Origin of the sequence: Streptomyces africanus (assembly GCF_002150735.1) — a bacterium.
GTDB classification, from domain to species: domain Bacteria; phylum Actinomycetota; class Actinomycetes; order Streptomycetales; family Streptomycetaceae; genus Streptomyces; species Streptomyces africanus.
Window position 1 is genome coordinate 68,486 of record NZ_MUKA01000058.1, and the last position, 24,258, is coordinate 92,743.

35 protein-coding genes and 1 tRNA gene are annotated in these 24,258 nt (G+C 69.4%); 14 read left to right on the forward strand and 22 right to left on the reverse strand.

Going from position 1 to position 24,258, the window contains the following annotated elements:
* Positions 1-2 precede the first annotated feature (2 nt).
* From CCL05_RS08845 to CCL05_RS08890, 10 genes are all read left to right on the forward strand, one after another.
* Positions 3-692 carry a hypothetical protein gene (locus CCL05_RS08845; protein ID WP_086559948.1) on the forward strand — a complete coding sequence of 230 codons (690 nt, stop codon included), beginning with the start codon at positions 3-5 and terminating at the stop codon, positions 690-692.
* A gap of 94 nt (positions 693-786) precedes the next feature.
* Positions 787-1,029 carry a hypothetical protein gene (locus tag CCL05_RS08850; protein WP_086559949.1) on the forward strand — a complete coding sequence of 81 codons (243 nt, stop codon included), beginning with the start codon at positions 787-789 and terminating at the stop codon, positions 1,027-1,029.
* A 93-nt stretch (positions 1,030-1,122) separates the two neighbouring features.
* Entirely contained in the window at positions 1,123-1,743 is a 621-nt protein-coding gene (locus tag CCL05_RS08855; RefSeq protein WP_086559950.1) for a hypothetical protein, read from the forward strand.
* 39 nt (positions 1,744-1,782) lie between these two features.
* Positions 1,783-2,367 (forward strand): DUF262 domain-containing protein, encoded by a 585-nt coding sequence (locus CCL05_RS08860; protein WP_086559951.1) that lies wholly within the window; start codon positions 1,783-1,785, stop codon positions 2,365-2,367.
* Complete coding sequence (locus CCL05_RS08865) at positions 2,364-2,546, forward strand: hypothetical protein (protein ID WP_086559952.1); 183 nt, start codon at positions 2,364-2,366, stop codon at positions 2,544-2,546. The genes CCL05_RS08860 and CCL05_RS08865 overlap by 4 nt, the downstream gene beginning before the upstream one ends.
* A 22-nt stretch (positions 2,547-2,568) precedes the next feature.
* Entirely contained in the window at positions 2,569-2,817 is a 249-nt protein-coding gene (locus CCL05_RS08870) for a hypothetical protein (protein ID WP_086559953.1), read from the forward strand.
* A 32-nt stretch (positions 2,818-2,849) separates the two neighbouring features.
* Positions 2,850-2,950 (forward strand) — tRNA-OTHER (locus CCL05_RS08875).
* A gap of 36 nt (positions 2,951-2,986) precedes the next feature.
* Positions 2,987-3,565 (forward strand): hypothetical protein, encoded by a 579-nt coding sequence (locus CCL05_RS08880; protein WP_086559954.1) that lies wholly within the window; start codon positions 2,987-2,989, stop codon positions 3,563-3,565.
* Positions 3,562-4,155 carry a hypothetical protein gene (locus CCL05_RS08885; protein WP_143589846.1) on the forward strand — a complete coding sequence of 198 codons (594 nt, stop codon included), beginning with the start codon at positions 3,562-3,564 and terminating at the stop codon, positions 4,153-4,155. The genes CCL05_RS08880 and CCL05_RS08885 overlap by 4 nt, the downstream gene beginning before the upstream one ends.
* On the forward strand, positions 4,152-4,433 hold the full coding sequence (locus CCL05_RS08890) for a hypothetical protein (RefSeq protein WP_086559956.1): 282 nt from the start codon (positions 4,152-4,154) through the stop codon (positions 4,431-4,433). The genes CCL05_RS08885 and CCL05_RS08890 overlap by 4 nt, the downstream gene beginning before the upstream one ends.
* Before the next feature lie 55 nt (positions 4,434-4,488).
* On the opposite strand, the gene CCL05_RS08895 is transcribed toward CCL05_RS08890, so the two are convergent.
* Positions 4,489-5,205, reverse strand: coding sequence for a hypothetical protein (locus CCL05_RS08895; protein WP_143589847.1), 717 nt, complete (start codon positions 5,203-5,205; stop codon positions 4,489-4,491).
* A 92-nt stretch (positions 5,206-5,297) separates the two neighbouring features.
* Positions 5,298-5,969: a hypothetical protein gene (locus CCL05_RS08900; protein WP_086559958.1), complete on the reverse strand. Its 672-nt coding sequence runs from the start codon at positions 5,967-5,969 to the stop codon at positions 5,298-5,300.
* 160 nt (positions 5,970-6,129) lie between these two features.
* On the opposite strand from CCL05_RS08900, the gene CCL05_RS08905 reads away from it, so the two are divergent.
* The 4 genes from CCL05_RS08905 (at position 6,130) to CCL05_RS47415 (ending at position 8,374) form a co-directional block, all read left to right on the forward strand.
* On the forward strand, positions 6,130-6,402 hold the full coding sequence (locus tag CCL05_RS08905; RefSeq protein WP_086559959.1) for a hypothetical protein: 273 nt from the start codon (positions 6,130-6,132) through the stop codon (positions 6,400-6,402).
* A gap of 147 nt (positions 6,403-6,549) precedes the next feature.
* Positions 6,550-6,990 carry a hypothetical protein gene (locus tag CCL05_RS08910; protein ID WP_086559960.1) on the forward strand — a complete coding sequence of 147 codons (441 nt, stop codon included), beginning with the start codon at positions 6,550-6,552 and terminating at the stop codon, positions 6,988-6,990.
* A 149-nt stretch (positions 6,991-7,139) separates the two neighbouring features.
* Positions 7,140-7,652: a hypothetical protein gene (locus tag CCL05_RS08915; protein WP_086559961.1), complete on the forward strand. Its 513-nt coding sequence runs from the start codon at positions 7,140-7,142 to the stop codon at positions 7,650-7,652.
* 320 nt (positions 7,653-7,972) lie between these two features.
* Positions 7,973-8,374, forward strand: coding sequence for a WhiB family transcriptional regulator (locus CCL05_RS47415; protein ID WP_086559962.1), 402 nt, complete (start codon positions 7,973-7,975; stop codon positions 8,372-8,374).
* Positions 8,375-8,498: 124 nt separating this feature from the next.
* Here the strand turns inward: CCL05_RS47415 and CCL05_RS08925 are convergent, their stop codons facing one another.
* The 20 genes from CCL05_RS08925 to CCL05_RS44765 form a co-directional block, all read right to left on the reverse strand.
* A complete protein-coding gene (locus CCL05_RS08925; RefSeq protein ID WP_086559963.1) occupies positions 8,499-9,593 on the reverse strand; it encodes a glycosyltransferase family protein in 1,095 nt (364 codons plus the stop codon).
* A gap of 33 nt (positions 9,594-9,626) precedes the next feature.
* Complete coding sequence (locus CCL05_RS08930) at positions 9,627-9,860, reverse strand: hypothetical protein (protein ID WP_143589848.1); 234 nt, start codon at positions 9,858-9,860, stop codon at positions 9,627-9,629.
* Positions 9,857-10,816: a peptidoglycan recognition protein family protein gene (locus tag CCL05_RS08935; RefSeq protein ID WP_143589849.1), complete on the reverse strand. Its 960-nt coding sequence runs from the start codon at positions 10,814-10,816 to the stop codon at positions 9,857-9,859. The genes CCL05_RS08930 and CCL05_RS08935 overlap by 4 nt, the downstream gene beginning before the upstream one ends.
* The gene (locus CCL05_RS08940; protein WP_086559966.1) at positions 10,806-11,126 is read right to left on the reverse strand and encodes a putative phage holin; all 321 of its coding nucleotides are present in this window, start codon (positions 11,124-11,126) and stop codon (positions 10,806-10,808) included. Before CCL05_RS08940 ends, CCL05_RS08935 begins: the two co-directional genes overlap by 11 nt.
* Positions 11,123-11,344: a DUF7620 family protein gene (locus CCL05_RS08945; protein ID WP_086559967.1), complete on the reverse strand. Its 222-nt coding sequence runs from the start codon at positions 11,342-11,344 to the stop codon at positions 11,123-11,125. The genes CCL05_RS08940 and CCL05_RS08945 overlap by 4 nt, the downstream gene beginning before the upstream one ends.
* Positions 11,316-11,636, reverse strand: coding sequence for a hypothetical protein (locus CCL05_RS08950; RefSeq protein ID WP_086559968.1), 321 nt, complete (start codon positions 11,634-11,636; stop codon positions 11,316-11,318). The genes CCL05_RS08945 and CCL05_RS08950 overlap by 29 nt, the downstream gene beginning before the upstream one ends.
* Positions 11,637-11,642: 6 nt before the next feature.
* Positions 11,643-12,122, reverse strand: coding sequence for a hypothetical protein (locus tag CCL05_RS08955; protein ID WP_086559969.1), 480 nt, complete (start codon positions 12,120-12,122; stop codon positions 11,643-11,645).
* A gap of 8 nt (positions 12,123-12,130) precedes the next feature.
* A complete protein-coding gene (locus CCL05_RS08960) occupies positions 12,131-12,667 on the reverse strand; it encodes a RodZ family helix-turn-helix domain-containing protein (RefSeq protein ID WP_143589850.1) in 537 nt (178 codons plus the stop codon).
* A gap of 15 nt (positions 12,668-12,682) precedes the next feature.
* On the reverse strand, positions 12,683-13,207 hold the full coding sequence (locus tag CCL05_RS08965) for a hypothetical protein (RefSeq protein WP_086559971.1): 525 nt from the start codon (positions 13,205-13,207) through the stop codon (positions 12,683-12,685).
* A 244-nt stretch (positions 13,208-13,451) separates the two neighbouring features.
* The gene (locus CCL05_RS08970; protein ID WP_086559972.1) at positions 13,452-13,838 is read right to left on the reverse strand and encodes a hypothetical protein; all 387 of its coding nucleotides are present in this window, start codon (positions 13,836-13,838) and stop codon (positions 13,452-13,454) included.
* A gap of 13 nt (positions 13,839-13,851) precedes the next feature.
* Positions 13,852-16,809 (reverse strand): hypothetical protein, encoded by a 2,958-nt coding sequence (locus tag CCL05_RS08975; protein WP_086559973.1) that lies wholly within the window; start codon positions 16,807-16,809, stop codon positions 13,852-13,854.
* A gap of 72 nt (positions 16,810-16,881) precedes the next feature.
* Positions 16,882-20,400 carry a transglycosylase SLT domain-containing protein gene (locus CCL05_RS08980; RefSeq protein ID WP_086559974.1) on the reverse strand — a complete coding sequence of 1,173 codons (3,519 nt, stop codon included), beginning with the start codon at positions 20,398-20,400 and terminating at the stop codon, positions 16,882-16,884.
* Entirely contained in the window at positions 20,401-20,607 is a 207-nt protein-coding gene (locus CCL05_RS08985; protein ID WP_086559975.1) for a hypothetical protein, read from the reverse strand.
* Between the two features lie 17 nt (positions 20,608-20,624).
* Positions 20,625-21,056 (reverse strand): hypothetical protein, encoded by a 432-nt coding sequence (locus CCL05_RS08990; RefSeq protein ID WP_143589851.1) that lies wholly within the window; start codon positions 21,054-21,056, stop codon positions 20,625-20,627.
* Positions 21,057-21,486: 430 nt separating this feature from the next.
* A complete protein-coding gene (locus CCL05_RS08995; protein WP_086559977.1) occupies positions 21,487-21,852 on the reverse strand; it encodes a hypothetical protein in 366 nt (121 codons plus the stop codon).
* Complete coding sequence (locus CCL05_RS09000; RefSeq protein ID WP_086559978.1) at positions 21,852-22,349, reverse strand: hypothetical protein; 498 nt, start codon at positions 22,347-22,349, stop codon at positions 21,852-21,854. Before CCL05_RS09000 ends, CCL05_RS08995 begins: the two co-directional genes overlap by 1 nt.
* On the reverse strand, positions 22,346-23,116 hold the full coding sequence (locus CCL05_RS09005; protein ID WP_086559979.1) for a hypothetical protein: 771 nt from the start codon (positions 23,114-23,116) through the stop codon (positions 22,346-22,348). The genes CCL05_RS09000 and CCL05_RS09005 overlap by 4 nt, the downstream gene beginning before the upstream one ends.
* 13 nt (positions 23,117-23,129) lie before the next feature.
* Positions 23,130-23,612 (reverse strand): hypothetical protein, encoded by a 483-nt coding sequence (locus CCL05_RS09010; protein ID WP_086559980.1) that lies wholly within the window; start codon positions 23,610-23,612, stop codon positions 23,130-23,132.
* Positions 23,613-23,615: 3 nt separating this feature from the next.
* Positions 23,616-23,855, reverse strand: coding sequence for a hypothetical protein (locus CCL05_RS09015; protein ID WP_143589852.1), 240 nt, complete (start codon positions 23,853-23,855; stop codon positions 23,616-23,618).
* A gap of 50 nt (positions 23,856-23,905) precedes the next feature.
* On the reverse strand, positions 23,906-24,258 hold a 353-nt coding region (locus CCL05_RS44765; RefSeq protein WP_158102435.1), incomplete at its 5' end, for a hypothetical protein.

A 24,258-nucleotide genomic window follows, 5' to 3' on the forward strand; every position in this document is an offset into this window, starting at 1 on the left:
CCGTGAGCAACCTGGACATCCACTCTGAGAAGCGCGGGGAGTGGCACGTCGTCACCGTGCCCGCCGGCATCCGCGTCACCGTCTACTCACTGCCCAACAAGAAGGCGGCGGTCGCTGCCCGGGACGCCATCGCGGCCGGGGTGCCGGACTTCCCGTGGGGCGTCGACAAGGACGGCCTCAAGGCCGCCGTGGGCGCCTTCGTGGAGTCCCAGGGCATGCCGCTGGGCGAGGCCGTGACGCGGGCCCTGGCGGCTGTGCCCGCCGCCGACCCGGGCGGCTGGAACCGGATCAGCATCGAGTCCATGGACGCCTCGCGGGCGGCCCACCGGGCGTTCATCGAACGGGAGAACGCCGACGGGTACACCGAGCTGGTGAAGGTCAGCGACATCGAGACCGGCGACGAGATCAGTTTCAAGTACACCGTCACCCGGACCCGGTACGGCTTCACCGGCATGGCCCCGCTCGGCAAGGGCCCCGGGTCCGCCCGTACGGTCGTCGTGCGTGCCACCGTGACCGGCGAGGGCCGGGTGATGACCCGGTCCGGCAACAACTACGACGAGGGCGTGTCCGGCCTGCGCTTCCCGCTCACAGACGCGACGTGGACCGACGAGAACGGCAGCTCCGGCCCGCTGGAGGCGGCGGTCACTGTGGACTGGCTGGCCGGGGTCCGGCGCCGGCCGCGCAAGGGGTGACGGAGAATCCGAGCCCCGGGGTTGTGCTCCCCGGGGCTTTCTGATTTAATTAAATCAGTGGCCGGACGGACCGGCCGGAAACGAGGAACCGACCATGACTCAGTACCGCGTCAACTTCGCCCGCATCGGCCAGGACTTCAACGTGGCGCCGTTCGTCACCGAGGCGGAGGACCGGACGGAGCTGGAGCTGAACATCGGCGAGTACGTCAACAGCAGCCGCACCGCCCAGCTCAACCGCGAAGTCATCGGCGGAGGTCTGGACGACAACGGACTCGGCGGGCGCCTGTTTGGCGAGTCGGGCGAGGACTACGGCACCTTCACCGTCATCAGCCTCTGACCTGAGCACCGCTCGGGTCTACGGTCCGGACACTCCGGCCCGCAGACCCTGTGAGACAGCTCAGCCCAGGATCACAGAAACGAGGAACCGACCATGAGCAAAGGCGGAGGCCACAGCAAGGGCCAGACGATGCCGTACGCCGTGGTGTACGCGTGGGACGGCGGCAAGCCGGCCCGGAACGCGAAGTGGAGCCTCGGCGCGGCCGAGGCAGCCATGCTCGACACGCTGCGCGCCTCGAACGCACGCGGCGGAAAGCTGGAGATCCGGATCATTGACCGGGCGACCGACGAGACCGTGGCCGAGCCGCAGCGCTGCGCCGTGTGCGGCGACAACTGGGCCACCGAGGCGCGTGACTCCGGCCAGCCGACCGTGTGCCGCGACTGCGAGCACGACGTGGAGGACGGCCCGCAGCTCGACGCGAGCGACCGCGCTGCCTTCCGCAGCCTGGCCGCGCGAGCCGGCCTGGTCAAAGCCCCGGCTGAGTCGGCGCCGCTCGTCGCGGCCCTCCAGGCTAGGAAGCTGCACCCCGTCGCGCAGCCGAACGGCACGGTGACCGTCACGGTGAACGGCATCGAATGGACGCTGGAGCCGGTCCCGCACGCGGTCACGGGCGAGCCGTGCGGCGTGTGGTCGGCCGTCGGTCCCGCCGGCTCGCGCGGCCAGTTCGTGGCGCTCAACGCGGCCGAGTTCGTCGCCCAGCGCCGCGTCCCGTAGAACCCGTACATCCGAGACTGAGGAAACGAGGAACCGACCATGACCCGGCAGACCGCCGCCCCGCTGGAACACACCAGCCTGAACCCGGCGTACCGCGAAGCATGGGGCCAGGTCCAGAACATCAAGGACGGGTCCCTGCTGCTGGACCCGTCGTACCAGCGCGGCAGCGTGTGGACGCTGGACCAGCGCATCGCGCTCGTGGAATCGTGGCTGCGCGGCCTGCCCGCCGGCGTCGTCATCCTCTCCAACCGGGGTACCAACCTCTGGCGCAGCGGCGACCCGTACGAGACTGGCCTGGGCATCTGGGCCGTGGTCGACGGCAAGCAGCGCCTGACCACCGCCATTCAGTGGTTCGCCGGCGAGTTCGCCGTCCCCGCCTCGTGGATGCCCGACGACTACGTGGCTGAGACCGAGGACACCGACGACGGCCCGTACGTCCGGTTCACAGGCCTGACCCGGAAGGGCTCGATCTTCGTGAAGCGCCGGTGTGGGTTCATGGTTGCCGAGATCAGCGACTGCGCGACCGAGGCTGATGAAGCCCGGTTCTACCTGCTCGTCAACGGCGGCGGCACGCAGCAGACCGAGGACGACATGGTCAACGCGGCCCGCGTCGCCGGGGCGTGACCGCGATGGACGACGGCTGGCACTACGGCCCCGACGGCGAACCGGTGCGGGGCTTCCTGGAGGGCACGGCCTTCCAGCCGGACGACACCCGCGACCACATGGACGCGTGGGGCAGCGTGCACCCGGAGAACCTCAAGGACTGCGGCCCGTGCCGCAGCTCCGCAGCACTGACCGACTGACCACGGAAGCGAGGAAGAGACGATGAACCGAGCGACGCTCAAGGCCCTGGCCGAGATGGGGCCGGGCGACGACCGGCCCGGCGTCAAGGCCATCACGCGAGGTGACATCCGCGAGTGGGCCGAGGGCGACGGCGGCCTCCCGGCCGTGAGCGCCCGCCCGTTCGCCGCCTGGCTGGACGAGGAGGCGTTCTACGACTTCAACGAGGACGGCGACAAGACCAACGAGGAAGTGCTGAAGGGCGCGCGGGCCCACTGGGTCGGCGGAGCGTGACGGCCGGCCGGGAGCCGTGATCCCGGCAACGAGGGCCTATAGCTCAGTCAGGCAGAGCACCCGTAGAGCGCGAGCCTTGGTCGGTTCCCACGCGCTCCGGGAGACCCCGGTTCGAATCCGGGCGGGCCCGCCACCAACAGACGACCGACGACCACGGAAGCGAGGAAGCGTGACCATCGACTTTCTGCCCGACGAGTACAGCCGGGTGACACAGACCACGGTGGTTGTCCCGGTGTCCGGCTGGGAGCCGCTCACCGACCCGTCCAACGGCTACGTCGTTCTCCCGTCCCGCGTGGAGATCACACTGCGGCTCGACGTGGGCACCCCGCGCGGGGACCGCACTTCGGCGCACGTCGCCGTGGTCGGACCGCGACGGCTGAAGTCCGGGGCGGCTGGCCAGCCCATCATCGCCACCGGGTGGGAGAAGGCGCGCAACAAGGGCCCGCGTGGCTACGTCGCCCGGCCGGATCAGCTCACGGACCTGCTCGCCGAGAACCTGCCGGACGGCTGGGATCCGGCTCTGCTGGAGCTGCCGAAGCCCGTGCGGTACGGCGACACCGGCCACCGGATCCGCGCGCACGTCGTGAACGAGGAATGGGTAGCGCCGTACGCCGCCGAGGGCGTGGCCCTGTGCGGGGTCACGCTCTACAAAATCCTGGGTCCGACGCCGGACGGTATCGCCGTCTGTGAGGAGTGCCTGGCCGTGCAGGCCGGACAGACCGACGACCACGGAAGCGAGGAATCGTGAGCAACACACTGCCGGAGTGGTTAGTGGACTACGTGCTGAAGCGAGACCAGCAGCGGGCCGACGAGGTGAACGCCGTGCTCGCCGCCATGAGCGAGCGGGAGCGGCGACTGGTCCGTGAGGCCTCCGTCATGGGTTACGTCCACGGCCGCCAGCACCCGAAAGGTGCCGACCATCCGAAGGACAGCACCGTCGTGGCCAACGTGATCGGGGCGTGCCTGGCGAACGCTGATCTCTACCCGGTGACCAACGCCATCGCCGAGGCCGGCCCGCCCATCGCCTTGACGCCGTGCGTGCACGTGAAGTCTCTGCACGACACGGAGCACACCGGGCTGATCGTGGAGGGGTGCTCGTGGTGCGCCGGCCGCGAGCAGCTCAGGACGCCAGAGGACAGCAAGCCGCTGGTCCGTGTGACGTCCGGCGGGGTCCGGCCCATCGAGCTGAACTCCGCTGAGCGAGCGATGCTGCGCTACGCCCTGGAGCTGGTGGACGACCGGATCGCTTCCGAGGGTGACGAGTTCGCCGCCGTGGACCGTGCGGCCGTGGAGTCCCTGCGGCGCCTGGCCGGGACGGATGAGGGATCCGAGCGATGACGGCCGCCCGGACCAAGTGGGCCGCTGCCGGGCACCTTCAGCAGGCAGCCGATCAGTTGCGGGAGCCCGACCCCAACCTGGACCCCGATCGGAAGTTCTACACCGAGCCCCTCGGGGACTGGCTCGACAAGGCGGCCAACGAGCTGGCGTGGCTCGCCCCGTACCGCGAGCACGAGGGTGGTTACCACCCCTGGCGCACGGCTACGCGGACCGCACACGGCGTTCTCGGCCTGCCTGACGCGGACGAGTGCGCCGTGTGTCACCCACCTCGTCGTTGACCCCGCCCAACGCGAGGCCCCGGAGCCCTCACGGCTCCGGGGCCTCGTCGTGCCGTCACGGCGTGAGGCGGCCGATCTTCGCGGCGATGGAGGCCACCTGCCGGGCCAGCTCCAGGCCGCGCTCCCGGTCGGCGGCCAGAGCGTCGGTGACGACCGTGCCGCGCAGGGCCTTGTGCGCGACGCGCAGCGCGGCCAGGCCCTGCTCCAGCCGGACGATGGCACGGGCCTGCTCGGGCGTGTGCTCCGTCGGCGGGTCGGTCGGTTCGTCCTCGGGCTCGCCGTCCGACTGGCTGGGGATGTAGCGCAGGCGCAAGGCCGCCGCCTTGAGCGTGGCCGCCGTGACCTTCGGCCCGGCCTGCTTCGCCGCGACGACGACCTCCCGCACGGCCTCCTCGCCGTGGGCGTCCAGGACCGGGCCGAGCATGCGGGCCTGTGACTCCACCGGCGGCGTGTCGAAAATTTTAGACATGACGAGCATGGCCGGGGCCGCGTCGATGAGCTGATAGGCCCGGCTACGGTCCATATCCCACCGGCCGGCGATGTACTCGTCGAACGTCTCGTGGGACAGCTTGAACAGCCCCTCGTCGCGGATTGCGCGCAGAGCCGTCCCCGCCTCCACGACGAACCGCGCACGCGCTGCCTTCAGCGACCGGCCAGCGGTCTCCTGAGCCTGGTCGATGGCCTGCTCGAACGCGGCCAGGCGTTCCTCGGCCGTGCCGGTGACGGCGGCCGGGTCGAGCGGCTTCGGGGCGAATGGGTCATCCCGCTCCACGGGCAGCAGGGGATTGATCGCGTCGTCATCTTCGGCTTTCGCCCGGTCACCCAGAAGCAGGCTGGTTCGGCTGACACGCTGAGCGGTAGGGCTCACCGGGTCACCTCCCGCAGGAGTTCGTCACCGAGCCGGGCCATGGGGCTGCCAGGCCGCACGTCTGGCTTGGTACCGAAGGATTGGGCGTAGCTGCCTCGGCCGTCCTTGCGGGGGATCGTGGTGGTCAGTACCTGGAAGTTGTCGGCCACCAGGTCGTCCCGGGTCTCTTTGGTCGATGCCGTGTTGGGGTTCGGGTTGACCAGGGTGAGCAGGAACACCGTGCGCGGCGGGGTGAGGCCGAAGTCCCGCATCTGCTTGTACGCCCGCAGTACAGAACCTGCGCGCTCCATCTCCATCGGCGTCGGCGGCAGGGCGAATACGCACAGATCGATGTTGGCCAGGACAGCGAAGTGGGTGTTACCGCTGCGGCGGTCCCACGCCCCGGTGTCGATGAGGCAGAGTCCGTGTGGCGGGGTCAGCCGCCGTGCCTCCTCGCCGATCCTCGGTGCGGCCGGAGCGCGGTAGACCGGTGCGCCGATGTCCACCTTTTCGCTCCAGGTTAGAAGGCTCCCCTTCTCCTTCTCGCCGGGCTCGTCGGCGTCCTGGCCAATGGCCGGTACGCCGATGGACGCGTAGTAGGCGAGCACGTGCGCCCACGCTGTGGACTTGCCGCTGCCGCCCTTGCCGATGATGCCGATGCGCTTGCCCTCGGCCGGTAGTCGCGCCATGCCGTATCTCCCTGTTCCTCGGTCGGTGGTCCGAGCCAGAGCGTAGCGACCGCCGGCCGGGCTGTGCCCGAAGGGTCGCGGGTATTGCCCCGACCGGGGACCTATGATTTAATTAAGTCATCCCCGGCTGATCGGGGTCTGACCAAGGAATCGAGGAGCCATGCGGACCACGTGGGCGAGCTGGACCCCAGGCGACATGCAGGAAGCCGCCGAGCTGGAGGGCTGGGTGGGCCTGACCGCGTTGAAGGTCCCCGAGCAGAAGTTGGTGGAGACGTTGCCGTACTACGGCGGACTCACGGACTACCAGGCCCACGTCACCGCCTGCGCCGACTGCCGCCGCGACGACCGTCCGGACTGCGCCGAGGGCGAGATGCTGCTGACCGTCTCCCGCATCGGCGTGGAGGAGCAGCACCGCCTCGCCGCATCCAACTGACCGCACCGCCCCGGGGCCGTTCGGCCCCAACCCGCTCCCGTGGGATAACGGATGTCCGTCGGGCCCTCAACCCGGAAGTGCCGGATCGTGACCGGCCGGGAGCACGCCACCCCTCACCCGCATCGCTGACCAAGGAAAGCAGGGCACATGGACGCACTCACGACACCTGGCAACGTCCGGGAGACCGCGTTGAGGATCACCCCGGCGGACGGCAAGCTGCTCATGACCGTGGTGGGCCCCTTCGCCGGTGGACACAGCGGCGTGCTGCTGTCGCCCGACTGGGTGCTCCCGCTCGCGGCGTGGTTCGCCGGCGAGGCGCAGCCGGTCGCTCTCGGGGACAGGCCGGGGACGCTGTACAGCCGCCGCCTGGACGTGTCCGGCGATGAGTACTCCGTCGTCTGGAACACGCACACATGGGCCCGCCTGGACTGCCTGCTGCCGTTCGGTACCGCCCGCGTGCAGACCGGCCCACGCGGCAAGGCGTACGGCTCCACGGTGATGCTCTCGCCCGAGGCGCGGCAGGACGTCGCCGCGTGGCTGCGCCGGGCCGACGCCGAGGGCTGGACGCGGCGCGAACTGACGGCCTGAGCTGGCCGTTCGGCGATCGCAGTACTCACTGGCACACTCCGTGCCCACGCCGTGGCTCACCCCCTGCCGGGTCACGGCCCTGGTGCCCCGTCCACCCCATGGGCGGGGCACCCGCAACTGGACCAAGGAACAAGGGGAGGCGGCCCGCCATGGGCATAGATCACTCCGAGACGTACACGCCCCGGCAACCTGCTGGCGGACTCCTTCAGGACCCCGTCGCGGCCCTGCGCCGTATCGAGAAGCTGGAGACCGAGCGGCGCCGCGTGCGGCGCTCCCGGGACCGGTGCCGCGAGGGCTCGGACTACGCCCGAGAGCTGGACCAGCAACTCGTGGAGCTGGAGGAGCGGATAGAGCACTGGGGCAAGCTGCTCGCCCGCGCCGAGGCCGAGGGCTTCAAGGTCTGGACCCCTGCGGACTTCGCCAAGGGCGACTTCGTCCGGTACAGGGGCACGTGGTACGAGGTGCTGCGGGTCAACGCCAAGAGCCTGACCATCCCGCACGCTCCCGCTGTGGGACGGGACGTCGTTCTCGGGGGCGACGGCGGCCGGCTGGGCGGCGGGACGTGGACGGCGCCGTACAGCGACGGCGTGACAGGACGGATGGGCCCCGAGGAGATGCACGCGTATCTGGCCGCCCGGGACGGCGGAGAGAACCGAGAGTGAAAGCGCTCCCCAGAGCTTAGGTGAGCTTTATACCGGGTGACTGACCGGTATAGCGAGGGCCCTTCTCCGAACGCCCGGAGTGGGGCCCTCCGCGTTGCCCGCCGCAACTCCGTTGTGAATATGCCGAGTTGGTACGTAGGCTCGCCAATCGTGGACGATTGGTGAAAGCGACCGCTCCTGAGCTGGGGTAACTCACAATCGGAAACGTGTCTCTTACTTAGAGCGAGGATCGTATTTATGCACGTGTGCGCCGTTCCAAACGTCGGTGCACACAGCAATGATGCGGTCTGAAGGTGTCACTGCGTCCGAGGAGTCGATAAGTGATACAGCGACAGGGCAGCGGCTACGCTGCTTCTGAGGTTCGTTGGCAAGACGACGCACTGTGCAACGGTCTCCCGTTGGAAGCGTTCGTCCCCGACAAGGAGGACGAAGCGGGTCTGGAAGAGGCCCGTACGCACTGCAACCCGTGCTCCGTTCGAGGGACATGCCTGCGGTACGCGCTTACCTACGGGCTGCGCGGGTATTGGGGCGGGACCGACACGGCAGAGCGTCGGCGTCTCAAGGCGAAGAAGGACAGAGCCAAGTGCCCGAGCTGCTTGTCAGCTCGTGTCGTCGACATGGAGAACTGCGACGACGCGCTGTGCCTGGCCTGCGGTCTGTCATGGCTGAGGGAGTCGGCCGCGCAGCCGCGTACCCGTACCACGGTGCGCGCCATAGCCTGACGGCCCTCCCCGATGTCAGCGGGGAGGGCCGTCAGTAAGGAACAACGTAGCGGCCGGGACGCCCCTCAGTGAGAGGCGTCCCGGCCCTCTTTGGTTCAGATATTGCTCTCCCTGACGGGCTGTATCACGCTGCGCACGCCTTGTGCCCGTTCTGCACCTCGCGCGCCCTCTCCCACGCCTCCCACCACCGCCACACGTTGTCGGACAGCCGCAGGCCCTCGGCCACGGCCCGGCCCGCCTCCGCCCGCTCCGCGCGCAGGGACGGTGAGTCAACCAGGCGCTTCATCTCGCGGTACCAGCGCCGGGGGCTGTCGGCGAGAGCGCCCGCGACACCGGCGCCGAGCTTGTGCAGCCGGACGTACTCCTCACGGGGCGAGGCCACCCATGGGACCCCGAGCGCGCTCATCTCCAGCGGCTTGAGCCACGACTTGGCCCGGTTGAACGCGGTGTCCGCCAGTGGCGCGATCCCTACGCCGACGTCCCCCGCCACGGCCGCCGGCCAGCCGGCCACGTCCACCCCGGTACGCCCCTGCGGGTCACGGAAGAGCCCGAACGCCCGCCCCACGCCGGTCGGATCCCCGACGACACGGAAGTCCGCACCCTCGGAGACCAGGCGTGCGACGGCGCCGCCGAGCACCGCTGGGTCGTCCGGGTGTGACGCGAGCGCGGCAGGCCAGCCGATGACGTCCCGGTCCACGCGCGGGACGTCGTAGTAGGTGTCGGGCAGGTGGTTGTAGAGGACGTGGCCGCGCCCGTGCCGGGCGTAGCGCTCCAGCAGCGCCGGCGTGGACACTGTCACCAGCGTGGCGTCCCGGCACGCGGCGGCGAGGTGCTGCCAGGAGTGCCGGTGGACCGTACCGCCCCGGCCCGTCTTGCCGGCGCCGCGCGGGTGCATCGACTCGTAGGCCGGGTTACGCGGGTGGACGGTGGACAGGTCGTCGTCCACGTCCACGACGACGGCTATGCCCTTGGCCCGCAGCAGCGGCACGGCCTCGGCCATCCACTGGTGGGTGAGGCGCTGGAAGACGAAAACGTCCACGCCGTCCACGTCCAGGACGTCCTCCACGTGGTCGTCGGCGCCGATCTGAAGCCGCAGTCCCCGGTTGGCGGGCGGCCGGATCTCCACGTCGTGCCCGGCCGCCGCGAGCAGCTCCGCAGCCCAGATGATCCGGAAGTATCCACACCCGCCGGTGTCGGCCGGGTAGGTGACGACTCGCACTCCCTGGTCTCCGTTCCCTGGTCGCCCGCCGGCCTAGCGGCCGGCCGTAGCGGCTTCGCCGGCCTTACCCTCCGACGGCCCTCTGCCCCTGGCTGTACGGCCCGCAGACGGCCGCTTCGGCGGCTCGGCAGGCGACGGACCGCCGGACTCCTCCACGGCCCGCAGACGGCTCTCCAGCTCCTCCACACGGTCCTTCAGCGGCGCGACGGCCTGCTCCACCGCGTCGTCGATGACCGCGCGCATCCTCGCGTCCTGGGACATCCTCACGCCCCCAGCTTGGACTTGATCGCGTCCACGGCCTGCTTCAGCTCGGTGATCTGCTCGCCGTTGGAGCGAACCTGCGCCCGCACCTCGCGCACCGCCGTGGTGGTGGACTGCACGTGCGTGGCGAACGTCCAGTGCTTGTTCGTCGCGTAGTCCGAGGAGTCGGCGGGAGCGGTGAGGATCTCGTCCGTGGTGAAGAACCGCCGGATGTCACCACCCTCCAGCGCACCGCCGCCGGCGAGCAGCTTGGCCACCACCCGGTCGGCGATCTTGTCTATGTCCGTGCTGCTCAGTGCCATGTCCTCGTCCTCTCCGGGGCCCCAGCCGGGCTCGTGGCGCAGACGCTCGGCGACGTCCGCGCGGAACTGCTTCGGGGTGTACTCGAACCGGCCGCGCGAGCCGTAGCCCTCCACCGGGCCGCGCGGGTCGACTTTGCCCTCTACGCTCGTCTCCTTGTGGCAGGCGACCGACTCGGCCGACCAGCCGTAGTGACGGCAGACGGCGGCGTTGATGCGCACCCACGCGTCGTACTGAACGCGCGGGTAGACGTCCGTTCCGTTGCCCAGGTTCTCCGTCTCGACGCCGTAGGAGACGTCGTTGCCGTCGATGGTGCCCGAGGCGCGGGACGGCGCCGGGTGCGTGGACGACTCGTCGCGGAACGACTGGTAGGCGTTGACGCCCATCGGCCCGGCGTGGTTCGCGCGGCCCGCGCTGCACATCGTGGCCAGACCCGACTTCGCGAGGTGGATGTGAGCGAGCGGCGCGGGCAGCCCGGGGACGCCGTTCTTGGCGACGATGTCCCGGCTGTTCGAGCCGGCGGTGTGGTGGTTGAGGATCATCCGCACCGGGCCGAAGGTCAGGCCCGTAGCCGCGTCGCGCGAGCGGGTGCGCCAGCCCGGGTATTCGGAGACCTTCACGCCCTCCTCGCGGAGGATGCGTATGAACGTGTCAGGTGTCATCGGCGACGCCACGGCGCGCTCCCTTGATCTGCGTGTGGCCCACGAGCCACGCCTGATAGATCATCAGCGCCCCGAACAGGGCCGCGAGGATGCCGCGCACGAAGCGCAGCACCGCGACGTCGGCTCCGAGCGCGGTGACGCAGATGGAGATGGCCATGAAGGCGGCGATGGCAAGAGCCTTGATGACGAGCAGCCGGCCGACCGGGTCCCGCCACCACCGGGCGAGCAGGCTGTAGACGGCGACGAAGGAGAGGCAGCCGACCAGAGCGATCGCACTGCCCCACAGGTTCACCGTCTCCCCTGACGTCATCGGAACTTGCCCCCAAGTGCGTCCTTGATCAACGGGGCGAAGTGGTTGCGCTCGCCCAGCCGCCGCAGGGTACGTGAAATCTCCGAAATCACCGCCGTACGGGCACGGGCCTGGGCAAGATCCCGCTCCAGCGATTGCAGCGCCTCCTGGACGGCCTGTACCTCGTCGGCTGCCTGCTCGTGGGCCGTCTCACCCTTCCTGCGCCTGATCCAGGGCACGGCCGCCACCTCCCCGGTTGAGCCGGGCCGCTTCGCCGACGGCGTCCAGAACGCGGTTGGTGGTCTGTGCGGTGCCCATCAGCATGTCGAGTTGGGCCTGCTGAATGTCGATCATCTCCTGGCGGCCGTCGGCGAGGGCCTGCAACATCTCTATCTGCCGGTCCTTCGCCTGCACCACCATGTCGACAGTGGGCCGGGGTACGAGCGCGCCGCGCAGCACCATGAGCACGACGAGGATGATGACGCCCCCGGCGCCGAGGGTAGGGGTGAGGAACGCGGTGAAGCCGTCCATGGCGCCCTACAGTCCGCTCAGCCAGGAGAAGTCGGCGGCCTGGACGGCGCTGCACGCGGCGGCTATGTCGTCGTCCGTCAGGGAGCCCTCGTCCACCAGGGTGCGCACCAGCCCGACGAGCATCACGTCCTGGCTGAAGAGCAGAGCGCGCTGGGCGGCGGGCAGGGCGGGAACGTTGACGCCCAGCTTGCCGAGCAGCTCCCGGTGGGTGGTCCAGAACAGGGCGAGGACGGACTTGACGGCGTCGCTGGACCCGGCGCGGGCGAACACGGCGCGGCTGCCGCTCTCGTCGTCACCCATGTAGGTCCACGAGCCGACGGGGCTCAGCCCCAGCGCGGCCAGCTTCGTGGCTGCCTCGGTCTCGGCCGCCGCGCGGCTGGAGGCCGTCAGCGGCCGGGCGCGGACCTCGGAACGGTCGCCGGAGGCGTACCAGGCGTCCGTGTCGTGCTCGTAGTAGACCCGGACGGTGACGTATCCAGCGGGCACGGCGCCTCCTAGAGCGGCAGGACGGTGATACGACGAGAGGTGAAGCTGCCCGTTCCGCCGGCCACGCGGTACTTCGCGGTGAACGTGTTGCTGCCCGCCGTCAGGTCGTTGTGGAAGAGCACGTTCGCGGCGACGATGCCCACGCCGGCCACCCCGAACGTGGCCACGCCCCGGTTGTCCGCCGGGGCGATGGCTGACGCCCCGCTCACCTCGTACGCCATGCGCGCGGACACGTTCGCTGTGTTGCTTATCGAGGCGGAGATGATGACCACGGCGCAGTTGCTGGTGGCCACGGTGAGGGACGGGCCGGTGGTGGTGTCCAGGTCGGTGTAGGACGTGGACGTCGTGCTGTCGTTGGTGAGCTGAGTAGCGATCGCACCGGAGCGCTCGGCGATCTGGTTCGTGGCCGTGGTGACGAAGTAGCCGCCGGGCGTGGTCGCCTTGGCGGGCGCGGTCTCGGCGAGGTTGTCGCGGACGAACTGGTTGAACTGGGCCGCCGTGAAGACGGAGCCCGCGATGGCGGTCATGGGTGCTGTCCATGCCATGGCCAGTCTCCTCCCCTACAGCGGCAGGACCGCGATCTCGCGGTCCCGGAACGATGCCGTGCCTGTTGCCCCGACGCGGTACTTCATGGTGAAGGTGTTGCTGCCGACGGCGAGGCCGGTGAAGACGTGGAAGCTGCCGCCGCGCACGAAGTTCGTCGCTGTGATGCCGTCGACACTGTGCTGCCACGCGTTGCTCGCCGCCACGGTGGAGGCGCCGGACACGGCGACGGAGCAGGCCGTTTCGTTGTTGTCCATGCTGTGGGCGTGGCTGGCGGCGAACCAGACCAGCGCGATGGTGCCGGTGTCGACGGTGACCCGGGGGCCCACGGTGGTGAGGTCCACGAAGCTGGACGAGGTCGTGGACTGGAGGGTGGCGACGGACGCCGTTGACGGGACCCGGGTGGTGATCGCGTTCGGACCCGTGGAGACGAAGAGCTGGGACGCGGCGGTCGCCTTGGCCGGCGCCGTCTCGGCGAGGTTGTCGCGGACGAACTGGTTGAACTGAGCCGCCGTGAAGGTCGCCCCGGCGACGGCGGTCATAGGTGCGCTCCAGGCCATCGTTCAGGCCACCTCCGAAGCCCGGTTATCGAAACGAATCAGTTTCTGTACCCGCTGTACCCTCTGCTCCCTATAACGCTTACGTGAGGCCATTCTTAGCGTTAACAGACGGAGAGGGTACAGCGGGTACACGTTCATGGTGCAGGGTCTGACCTGCATACTTTCAGCCTTAACCCTTACTGTGCCTAACGTTTCCGCGTGGTCCCCACGGCGCCTTGACGCCTCATCAACGCACACCGTGGGCCTCGTTCTCGTCCTCCAGATCGCGCACGCTCTGCCCATGCGGGAGGCTGAATCGGACCGCCACGGGGTGGTCGCTCGGGTACCAGTTGCGCGTCCCCGGCACCGGCCGCCGGCCGAGCACCGCGAGGATGGCGTGCTGGTTGTCCGGCCACACCACGGGCGCCTGCATCCCGCAGTGCGAGCACATGAAGAACTCCACCGGCCGGTCCCTCGGGCCGCCCATGCGCGAAGGCCGGTACAGGAACTCCGCGTTGCCGCATCCCGCCCGACCCGGCTCCGGGCCCGGCCTCGGGCAGTCGGCCACCCACTCCCCGCCGTAGACGTACGCGCGAGCCACCGGCGTTCGCTCGTGCGGTACTTCCATCCCCATCGCTGTCTCCTCATCACGTACCGAGCCGGCCACGGTCGAACTGGCCCTGGACCGGGTCGTCGAACACGAACACCTCGCCAGGGGCATCGGCCACCGTCAGGTCGAACACGCCCTGGTCGAACCCGGCGCCGCGCACGTCGAACGTGAACACATTCGACGGCGTCACCAGGTCCCGCTCACACCCGAGGACCACCGAATGCACCGGGGCCCGGCCCGGCTGGCCGGTGCGCTGGATCGTGTGCGTCACCCGCTCCACGAAGAAGTCGCTGTCCAGCCCCATCTCCTCGTTGACGATGCGGATGCGGTCGCTCACGGTGCGCTGGAGCACCTGCATGAAGTGCGCGGGATCCTGGCTGGTGACACGGAGCTGGACGGTGGGCCGCCGGTGCCCGTAGTGCAGCAGGATCATGTTGGCGATGGCCTCGGCGTCCTCCGGGCCCGCCCACGGCGCACTGTCCGGGTAGGACCGCTCCCCGTGCCGGGTGACAGAGCCGGGGTCGGTCAGCGACACCTTCACCGTGCGCTGCACGGCCAGTGGCCGGGCCCGGAGCTGGACGGCGGTGACCGTCACCGGGCCGCCCACGGCCCGCAGCGTCAGCGTGGCCGATGCCCCCGACCTCCGGCTCAGCAGCGCCCACACCCACGCCGCGCCGGACGCGCTGTAGGTGATGTCCGTCCCGCTCAGCGGGATGACGGCGTCCACGAACGGGTCGGAAGAGGTGACCTCTATCTGCACGGACTGCCCGGCCGCCAGGGCGTAGGTGGACTCGTCCGTCCACACCGCCTCCAGCGACGCCGCCGGGGTGCGCTCCTCCACATCGAACGTCACCGCGTTGACGATGTCGCGCCAGCCGTGGGAGTAGGTGAACGGCTTGGTGAAGTCGTAGCCCGTCGCGGCCGGAGCCCCGGCCGTGCAGTCCTCCAGCCGGCCGCCGGTGAACGTCGCGCGGGTCTCCCGGGACTGCGTGCGCAGCAGCCGGTGGTGCCGGTCACGGAAGGTGAACGTGCCGTCCGGCGCGACGTAGGCGACCGCCGGCGGGCCCTCGCTCTTCACCAGGTCGTTGATGGCGCTCAGGGCGTCGGCGCCCTCCGCCCACCAGTACCGCACCACCGTGGCGCCCTGGTCGATGTCCCTCCCGGCCGTCCACCCGGCCAGATCCAGGATCGTGTTGACCAGCTCGCCGGTGCGCATGGACGCGTAGACGCCGGTGGACAGCTTGATGCCGGACAGGTCGTTCAACGCGTCGAGGAAGGTGAACTCCGCAGTCCTGTCGGCGTAGTCGGCGTGCACGTTGTAGTCGTCGATGCGGCCGTTGAACAGGTCGGTGGTCTGGCCGTTGAAGTCCACGCTCGTGCGCATCAGCCTCGCCGGGTCCAGATCCCCGTACAACGGACTCGCCGTGTTCTCCGGGCTGTACTTCCGGGTCGAGTTGTTCAGCGTGAGAGCGGCCGAGCCGACGGCCGCCGGGCTGAGCTGGCGTTCCTGGTCCCGCCCGTAGGTGATGGAGATCTCGCTGATGATGTCCTCGGTGACGTCCTCGGGGTCGGCCGGGTCGGACGCCCGGAAGTTGTCGAACGAGAACGTCACCGGGAGCGCGCTGGACGATGTGTAGGAGATCACCCCGACACGCCCCGCGTCTGTGAGCAGTGACCCGGAGGAGGCTGTGGCGGTCGCCTGCCAGTCGGGCTCGGCTCCCGAGGGGTTCCAGACCTTGGCGCGCAGGGTCTGGCCGGTGAGCCGGAAGCGGAACCGGTACGACGTCCCCGGGGACAGCGTCATCGGGTACGCGGTCGCCAGCGCCGGCTCGTTCCCACCGGCGACGATCTTGCGCAGGCTGAGGCTGGTCAGGTCCTCGCCGGAAGGGATCTGGAGACGGGCGTAGTAGAAACTGCCGGATGCCTCGCGGGCGAACAGGAACACGTAATGGACCTGGCCTGCGGCAGCCGGCCGCTGGTCCATGGAGAAGTCGACGGCCAGGTCCACGTCCTCCCGGTCGGACGGCAGCAGGGTGTAGCGGGTGACGTTGTTGGTGGCATGCAGGTGCCGGCCGGTCCCCGAGGAGACCGCGTAGTCCGACACCAGCCCGCCGTCGGTCGCCCATGCCTGCCCGCTGTCAGCAGTGCCCCAGCCGTCCGTCGCCGTGCGGCTGAAGGAGTCCGTGGCCCACGTGTCCGCCAGTTCCTCGACGCCCTCAGGGATGCCGTCCGCGTTCCAGTCGATGCCGACCCGGTAGCGCGGCAGGCCCTGCTCCCCGCACAGCTCCCACCCGCCCGGAGCGGTAGCCACTGCCGGGTTGTAGGCCGTGGCCGTCACGGACGCGGTGCCTGGAAGGGCGACGGTGGCGGCAGCGGCTGTGACCGGCTTGAGCGCCAGGGACCACATCGTCGAGCCGCCCTGGCACACGGCGTCCCCGCCGGCCGAGGTCGTGGAGCGCTGCGTCTGCGCGCCCGGGTTGAGCGCTGCCCCGGAGTCGTACAGTGCGGCGAACAGTTCTCCGAAGCCGTCGGTGTCGTCGACCCGCTCAGTGTTCGTGCCACCCGTGACGGTGACGGTCCGGGCCTGCCAGGCGGAGCCCGTGCGCAGAGTCAGCAGCCAGTCCCCGCTCACCACGGTGGTGAGCTGAGGATGGACCTGCGTCGCGGCCGTGTTCGCGGTGCCGACGGCACCCCACTTCTCGATGGGGCCCGCAGTGTCCACGCCGGTGTACGCGGCGATGAAGGCCAGTACGTACGGCGAGCCGGCGGGCCAGGGGCTGGTGTTGAAGTCCACCGTGACGTATGACCCGAGAGCGCCCGTGTCGCGCCGGTAATACACACGGGTCTGCACCTTGGCCAGGGTCGACGTGGATGACCCCGCATCCGCCTTGCCGAGGTACAGCCAGTTCGACGACAACGACGGCGCGGCGTCATCGTCGGTGACAACCACCATCAGCAGGAAGTCGTCGGTCGTGTGACCGGGAGGCAGCGGCACCCGTTGGGATGCACCCGATACGGCTACATCAGCCTTGAGCCGGGTACCGACGGAGCGGAAGGCGATAGGCATCTACGCGGTCCCCCTCAGTCCTCGGGGCAGCCGGTTGCGGCGGCTGAGCTGATCCAGGGAGGCCACCAGCCAGTTCAGCACTTCCTGCTGAGAGCCGATCACCCCGTGGTTCTCCACGGTCAGGTGGACCACGGCGGGGGCGACGGATGTAGCGGCCTGGCGCACGGAGGCGCGGTGACTGCGCACGCGGGCCCCGGCGGGAAGCTTCAGCAACTCGGGGCCCGTCTCGCCGACCCAGTGCCATCCGGTCGACGCACCGTCGGTGCCGGTCGCGTAGCCGCCGGGCCGGTTGTAGGCACGTGAGAGGTTGCCGTAGGCCGACAACGCGTAGCGCATCGAGGCGTACACGTTGGCGAGCGGGTTGATAGACGTGCCGTACATGAACGGCCCGGTCTTCCGGAACCGGCCGGCGTGGGCCTGGAAGGTGGGCCGGATGACCTGCATGAGACCGACCGACGGATAGCCGCGCTTGGCGTTGATGTCCCGGAGGTTGACGGCGCGCGGATTGCCGCCCGACTCCTGGTTCATACGGCGCAGCGTGGTGTTCGTCAGGGACAGCGGCTGGCCGACGAGCCCGAGCGCCTGCCGCACGACGCCCGTCCAGCGCTTCACACCGGAACCGCCGATGTCGACCGGGCCACCGCCGCCGAGGCCGAGAAGGTCCGAACCAACCGACTTCACGGCCCGGATGAGGCCGTCCACGGCCATGCGCGGCAGCCTGGCCGCCATCTTCGCCCACGCGCTGGAACCGATGGCCCTGGTCATGCCCTTCAGCGGGCCCATCAGCATGTCCTTGGCCTTGTCCACCGGGTCGGACAGGAAGGACAGGGCTACCTTGCTGAGGGACTTACCGGTGTCGAACACGCTGCCGATGGCGCCCTTGATGGTGCCGAGGATGCCGCCCTCCGCGTAGAAGTGCGCGCCAGCCGCCTCCCACAGACCGCGCGCCCGCGTGGCGTACCGGGGATCGGTGGGGATCACGAATTCCGGATACCGGGGGTTGCCCTCGCCGACAATCGCCGTCGGCTTGCTGAACACCCCCGGCTCGGCCCGACGGGGGCCGACTGTGCCGCCGGCCGCCAGCATCTTGACCTTCTTCAGGCTGTTCTTCAGCCCGACCCACCCGGCGATCTTGCCCCAGACGCTGACCAGGCCACGGTTCCACACATGATCCAAAACCCAGTTGATGGGCGATTTCGTCTTGGACTTGATCCCGTTCCAGATGGTGCCGATGCCGTCGCGCATGGACCGGAAGAAGCCGTGCACCTTGTCCCGCAAGGTCTTCGCCCAGCCCGGGATGGTCCGTGTGAAGAAGTTGCCGATGGGGGTGAAGACCCTGGACTTGATGGAGCCGTAGACACCGACGAGGCTGTTACGCAGCCCGTTCCAGGTTCCGGACACCCGGTTGCGCACCGTGCCCGCCCAGCCGGGGATGGTCCGGGTGAAGAAGTTGCCGATGGGGGTGAAGACCTTGGAGCGGACGGAGCTGTAGACGCCGGCGAGCCGGTCGCGCAGTCCGTTCCAGGCGCCCACCACCCGATCGCGTACGGTGCCCGCCCAGCCGGGGACCACCTTGGTGAAGAAGTTGCCGATGGGCGTGAAGAACCTGTTCTTCAGCCCCTGGTACACGGTACTGAGCCGCTCCAGGATGACGTTCCAGGTGTGCACGACGAAGTCCCGCACGTACGCGGCCCAGCTCGGGATGGTCTTAGTGAAGAAGTTCCCGATGGGGTTGAGGACGTTGGAGCGGATCGCGCCCCAGACGGCGGACATTCCGGCCCGCAGGATCTCCCACCGGTCCAGGATGTACCGCACGCCCATCTGCACCGGCAGAGACATCAGGCTGACGAGGGCGGTCCACTTGGTCTGCACCCAGTTGAGCAGGGCCTGGAAGGCGCCGGGGATCTTCTCCGTGAAGAACCGGACGAACGGTCCGGCGAACCAGCCGCCGACCGCGATGCCGACGTCCTTGGCCCCGTTGAGGACGGCCTTTACGCCGTCGCGGAACGCCTCCGACTTCTTCCACGCGATGAAGAACGCGGCGCCGAGCGCGATCAGGGCGGTGATGATGATGCCGACAGGGTTGGTCAGCATGGCGATCGCGAGGGCGCGCATGGCGCCCGCCGTCAGCAGCACAGCCACGCGGGCGACACGCAGCACGCCGGTGAGCAGCCGCAGGCCCAGCGCCGCTGCTCGGGAGGCCATGTTGGCGGTCCAGGTGGCTGCGGCCCATACGCGGGTGGCCACCGTGGAGGCCGTGGTGGCGATGCGGTTGCCGATCAGGGCGAGCCGGTGGCCGACGAGGGCCAGGCGGTTGGCGTAGACGGCGCCGGTAGACGTGGTGACCGAGGTGGTGAAGAGCCACGATGCCGTCGCTGCCGCTGCCTGGTAGATCCGGTACAGCTTCATGCCCGCGTTGACGGCGAGGATCGCCGGGACGAGCAGCTTCAGCGCCGGCGTGGGGATGGCCGACACGAGCTGTGAGAAGACCTGGAGCATGAGCAGGCCGAAGCCGCTCATCGGCCCGGCGGCGGAGACGACGTCGGCGATGGCCGAACCGATGTCCTTCAGGGCCGGGACGGCCCCGCGCGCCCGCTCCAGAAACGTCGCGAACCCCTCGCTCTGCCCGAGGTTCGCGCCGAAGGTAGCGAACCTGTCCGTCAGCTCGACCAGCCCGCCGGACATGTCCGACTGCACCGGCATGAAGGCATTGATCATGCCGACGACGCCCACCGTCACGTTCCGGATGGTGTCGAGGAGGTTGCCCAGGGCGCTGCCCGCGTTGCCCTGGAGGTTCCGGCCGAACTCGGAGAAGACGCGGCCCGCCTGGCCGAAGCTGAACGACGAAACGAATTCCTTGATCTCCCGGGAGGCGATCTTCACGAACGGGGTCAGCTTGGGCAACAGCTCCCGAACCTTGTTGATCCCGGCGGTGAAGATCGGCATCGTGGTCGACGACAGGCTGTCCGACCACTTGTCTATGTCGTCCTTCAGGTTCTGGAACGCCTTGGCCGTGTCTCTGGTGGCCGGCGTCATCGCCTTCATCTTCTCGTCGTAGATGGCCTGCGACTTGCGGGCGACGTTGGTAGCGGTGGCGACCTCGCGCACCGCTTTGTTGTACTCCTGCGCCTTGGCCTTGGACTCCTCCGACATCTTGGAGGTGATCTTGATCTGCTGGCCGTACTTGACGCCCATCTCCTTGGCCAGCCGTTGGGCGTGGGCCTTGGCGATGGTGGCTTTCTCGTTGTTCTCCTCAGCCGTTTCCAGCTTCTCGCTGGCCTCGGTGATCTTCTTGAACTGAGGAGCGACGGCCGCCGCGAAGGCGCCGCCAGCCGCGCCGGCGGAAGCCAGGGATGCGGTCATGGCGCCGACGCCAGCCGTCACGGCTGCCGTCATGGGCAGGAGCGACGTGGACAGGGCGCTCGCCGCGATGGAGCCCAGCCCCTTGACCGCCTTCATGGCCGGGGACGTGTCGGCGTCGATGCGGACGAAGCCGGTCCCGATCAGCACTCCGGCCATCTACAACACCACCCCTTGAGCTGCGAGGAACTGCTGCGAGGCGTCCTCCTCGCCGTTCCACCACCAGGGAGCGCCTTCCTCGATCTCCACCGGCTTGGGCGCTTCCTGCCCCGGGACGCGCCACAGGTGGACACTCAGCTCGGAGTCGAGCCGCTTCTGCGCGGCCTCCTCGGGCTCCCCCTCGCGCGGCTCGGTTCGCTGGCTCATCTCGTAGTAGACGAGGTTCAGGAAGCGATCGACGGGGAGCTGGCGGAGATCGATACCTCGGCCGGTGTACTGGCCATCGAGGTAATGCCAGGTACCGGGTCGGGCGGCCCATCCTGCGAGGAGGAGGGCAGTTCGGTAGGGCGGAGCCCGTACTGCTCCATCAGCCAGGTGACGATGTCCTCCACCTGGTCGATCTCGATAGGGTTTGCCCGGTCGCGCATCCTCTCGTTGAACCGCGCGAGCGAATCGGGCAGCAGCACGACGTCCAGCATCGAGCGGAACGCCTCAAGCTGCTGGTCCACGGTGGCGTTCGTGTCCATGCTGGAGAACTTGGAGGCGAACGCCATCAGCACCTCGGCCGGAATGCCCCGCGCGGCGTGGAACACGTCCTCATCGACGCGGAAGGAGATGTCCTTCCGCTGCTTGCTGAAGTCCCGGATCTCGGTCATGGCGCGCACGGTAAGCCCACAGCACACCATGATCGTTCCGGAGTCTCTTGGACCGGTGAACGGCTGCGCCGATACGCTCGTGCCATGACCAAGGAATCCGCCCCGGCGCCCGTTGTCCAGGCCACCGACGAGCGGGGCATCGTCCTCGCGGCCCCTCTGTCGTACGCAGCCCTCCTCGGAGCTGTGCAGTGCCTCAGCCTCGCCCGGAACACACGCGGCGAAGCCGAGCCCCTGCGGGCACGCCTGTGGCCGTACATGAACGCGGCTGGAATCGCGGATCCGCAAGAGGCCCGAGTTCCCTGCGACGTGCTCCGGGCTGTCACCCACTGCTTGCGCAAGTGGAGAGTCGCGACCGGCACCACGCTGTGGGACGACACCGACGACGCGGAGCTGACCGCCGCGTGGCGGGACGGATTGAACGCCGTCAGACCTAGCCCATCCGCAGAGCCTTTGTCATAAAATCATTCGGTTTATTTCCCGGGTGGTTGACCACGCGGGCGAACACCGTGCCTCGCTTCGTCGTGAACTTCAGCACCTGCCGGGTGCGCGGGCGGATCTGGTGCGGCCTCGTGCCCTTGATGACGTACATCGTGGCGGGGTGGTTGGACTCCACGCGCACGTGGCGGCCGACGACCACCGCCTTCACCCGGCGGCCCATCTTCCCCGGAGCCATGCGCCGGGCGTTGCGCTGTACCCGGCGGGCCTTGCGGACCAGCTCCTTCATCACCGGCGAGTCCGGCGCCAGCAGCAGCTCGTTGACACCGCCGGCCCGGATCTCGATGCGCGCGGCCGGCATCAGAGCGCCAGACCGATGCGCACGGTCATGTTGACCCCGACGCACCCGCCCTCGGGGCCGACCGGCTCCACCGGTGTCACCAGGTAGTCCAGCACCTCGTCGTCCTCCTTCAGGCGACACAGCGCGGCGGACACGGCGCCCAGCATCTCGGTGGCGTCCTGGAGCAGCAGCCCCGCCGCCGTGTCCAGCTCGTCGGCCGGCGGGGCGGCCTCCACGCCGTCCGGGTTCGGTGCGCAGCGCACCACCGCCACGGTGAACTGCCCGACCTCGTACGGCGGCTGGCAGGCGCCGTTCACCGCCTCGGACTCCTCGGGGAACGTCTCAGAGAGGTACAGCCTGGACAGGGATACGGCGAGCATCCCGCCACAGTCGCAGGAGTCCCAGGCGATCTCGCCGGGGACCTGCCCCGAGCGATTCGGCTTGGACGACAGGCCGTCGCGGACAGCGGTCACCAGGTAAGTGCCCAGGGTGTACCAGCGCGCAGGGCCGTCGATCACAGTCGCCTCCTCAGCATCCGGTCCACGTCGTAGACACGGGCCCGGCGGCGTAGGCCGTCCGGGTTCTCGGAGGCCAGGAACAGGTCCACGAGGTACAAGCCGGTACGGCCGTCCTTGAGAAGCTGACCCATGTCCGGGTACTGGATCGTGACGCCCTGGCGGACGAGCTGCGTCACGCCCGGGGGCAGACGGCAGTCGACGCCGGAGCCGGCCTTGAGGATCTCGCAGGCGAGTTCGCCCATCGCGAGGCGGCCGGAGTCCGGCACATCCTCGCCGAACACAGCCGTCACCGACCAGGTGCCCGGTTGACTGTCGTCCAGGGCGAGATTGTTGCAGCGCGGCCACGGCTCGCCATCGGTCCGCATCAACGCCGCGCCGTCCAGCCGGTAAGAGCCAGTCACCATCGGCGCGCCGTCCAGCCGCACTTCCACGACGCGGCTCACACTGTCGGGCAGCCGGACGGTAGGGATGTGCCTGCACGAGCAGCCGGACGAACAACCGCCGGCGCAGTACGGCGTGCGGTAGAAGTCCCACGGAGGCATCGAGTAGCCGGCCCGCCAGTCCCACAGCGGGATGGACGTCCAGTCGCCGCAGTCGTCCGCGCACGGCCGCAGAGTCGCCTCACACTGCCCGAAACGGCGCCCGGACAACGCCCACAGCACCCGCGTGGCAGCGGACACCGCGTACCCGGTCAGCTCAGGTGAGTAGGCCGAGACGTCGCACGTCCAGTAGATCGGCCACGCCTCGCACGGCCCGAGTTCAGCCACGGTGCCCTCCCTGTCAGGCTGCGAACCGCGCGATGCCGTTGCTCGACCAGACCACAGTGAACGAGCCCGAGACAACCGGCTGCGGGCCGCCGAAGTAGAGGTAGGCCACGCCCTGATCGGCGACCGTGCCGCCAACGATGGAGTCGTCGTAGATGAGGCAGCCGTACGCGTCGGACAGGGTGACGGTGCCTGCGGCGGGGAGGTCGGCCGCGTCGAACATCACCACCCCCGCCTCTGGGGTGGTGAAGGTCTTGGAGGTCAGGGCCCGGCCGCCGGCGGGCCAGTTGGTACCGCCGGAGATCTCGCGCGCCGTCGTCCAGGTGCCCGTGCCGTACCCGGTCTCGGCGGTCACCGCGTCCCGGTCCGGGGTGACGGTGTTGTCGAACAGGGCGACCTTGACGGTGTCGGAGTCTAGGCCCGTGTAGCCGGTCCCGGAGGCCTGCATCATCGGGCCCTGGACCCACGACCGGAAGGCCCTGCTGTCCGTCCACGCCATCGCTCAGACCTTCCTCACGTGCGCGGTGGGGGCGAAGGCCACGCAGTCCCGTCCGTCGTCCCGCTCCGTGACCACGGACATCACCGGCCGCCCTTCGTCGTCGTACCGCACGTCCTCGCCGCCGACGTAGTCCTCCCGAACCACGGCCCGCACGCGGGCCCGCACCCCCTCCAGGACCATCGGGGCGAGCAGGCCGGCGAGGCCGGGACATGTGTGGAAACGGTTGTCTGCCCCGACTGTCACGGCTGTGGCCGGGCAGTTGGGGCAGACCCAGTGCTGCTCGCTGGTCAGGATCACGTCAGCGTCAGCGGGTTGACCTGCGGCGCCGGTGGCGGAGTAGTCGTGATGTTCCACAGCCAGTGCTCGCCGGCTCGGGCCGACTCCCCCACCGGGAGCCAGGACGTGGACCCCGGCCCGTCACCCCACCCGATGGTCGGTGTCGTGGAAACCGCCTGTGTCTCGGACTGGATCTGGAGGGTGGACCGTCCGTTCTCCACGGTGTACGTGCCGATGCGGGAGGCGCCGACGTTGGGCCACGCGTTGTAGATGTAGCGCTGCGCTCCGGACGGGTCGCACGAGCCGGACCCGGCGACGCGCTGCCAGACCTCCAGCGAGTACCGGTTGGACGGCGAACCCTCTGCGAATG

Excerpts from the sequence above, each read along its gene's own strand:
- CCL05_RS08940 (WP_086559966.1), bottom strand. The coding sequence starts at position 11,126 with ATGACGTCAGGGGAGACGGTGAACCTGTGGGGCAGTGCGATCGCTCTG.
- CCL05_RS08970 (WP_086559972.1), bottom strand. The coding sequence starts at position 13,838 with ATGGGGATGGAAGTACCGCACGAGCGAACGCCGGTGGCTCGCGCGTAC.
- CCL05_RS08870 (WP_086559953.1), top strand. The coding sequence starts at position 2,569 with ATGAACCGAGCGACGCTCAAGGCCCTGGCCGAGATGGGGCCGGGCGAC.
- CCL05_RS08995 (WP_086559977.1), bottom strand. The coding sequence starts at position 21,852 with ATGCCGGCCGCGCGCATCGAGATCCGGGCCGGCGGTGTCAACGAGCTG.
- CCL05_RS08950 (WP_086559968.1), bottom strand. The coding sequence starts at position 11,636 with ATGGACGGCTTCACCGCGTTCCTCACCCCTACCCTCGGCGCCGGGGGC.
- CCL05_RS08960 (WP_143589850.1), bottom strand. The coding sequence starts at position 12,667 with ATGGCATGGACAGCACCCATGACCGCCATCGCGGGCTCCGTCTTCACG.
- CCL05_RS08990 (WP_143589851.1), bottom strand. The coding sequence starts at position 21,056 with ATGACCGAGATCCGGGACTTCAGCAAGCAGCGGAAGGACATCTCCTTC.
- CCL05_RS08855 (WP_086559950.1), top strand. The coding sequence starts at position 1,123 with ATGAGCAAAGGCGGAGGCCACAGCAAGGGCCAGACGATGCCGTACGCC.
- CCL05_RS08980 (WP_086559974.1), bottom strand. The coding sequence starts at position 20,400 with ATGGCCGGAGTGCTGATCGGGACCGGCTTCGTCCGCATCGACGCCGAC.
- CCL05_RS08985 (WP_086559975.1), bottom strand. The coding sequence starts at position 20,607 with ATGAGCCAGCGAACCGAGCCGCGCGAGGGGGAGCCCGAGGAGGCCGCG.
- CCL05_RS08860 (WP_086559951.1), top strand. The coding sequence starts at position 1,783 with ATGACCCGGCAGACCGCCGCCCCGCTGGAACACACCAGCCTGAACCCG.
- CCL05_RS08890 (WP_086559956.1), top strand. The coding sequence starts at position 4,152 with ATGACGGCCGCCCGGACCAAGTGGGCCGCTGCCGGGCACCTTCAGCAG.
- CCL05_RS08850 (WP_086559949.1), top strand. The coding sequence starts at position 787 with ATGACTCAGTACCGCGTCAACTTCGCCCGCATCGGCCAGGACTTCAAC.
- CCL05_RS08910 (WP_086559960.1), top strand. The coding sequence starts at position 6,550 with ATGGACGCACTCACGACACCTGGCAACGTCCGGGAGACCGCGTTGAGG.
- CCL05_RS08905 (WP_086559959.1), top strand. The coding sequence starts at position 6,130 with ATGCGGACCACGTGGGCGAGCTGGACCCCAGGCGACATGCAGGAAGCC.
- CCL05_RS09010 (WP_086559980.1), bottom strand. The coding sequence starts at position 23,612 with ATGGCGTGGACGGACAGCAGGGCCTTCCGGTCGTGGGTCCAGGGCCCG.
- CCL05_RS08900 (WP_086559958.1), bottom strand. The coding sequence starts at position 5,969 with ATGGCGCGACTACCGGCCGAGGGCAAGCGCATCGGCATCATCGGCAAG.
- CCL05_RS08965 (WP_086559971.1), bottom strand. The coding sequence starts at position 13,207 with ATGACCGCCGTCGCCGGGGCGACCTTCACGGCGGCTCAGTTCAACCAG.
- CCL05_RS08915 (WP_086559961.1), top strand. The coding sequence starts at position 7,140 with ATGGGCATAGATCACTCCGAGACGTACACGCCCCGGCAACCTGCTGGC.
- CCL05_RS08935 (WP_143589849.1), bottom strand. The coding sequence starts at position 10,816 with ATGACACCTGACACGTTCATACGCATCCTCCGCGAGGAGGGCGTGAAG.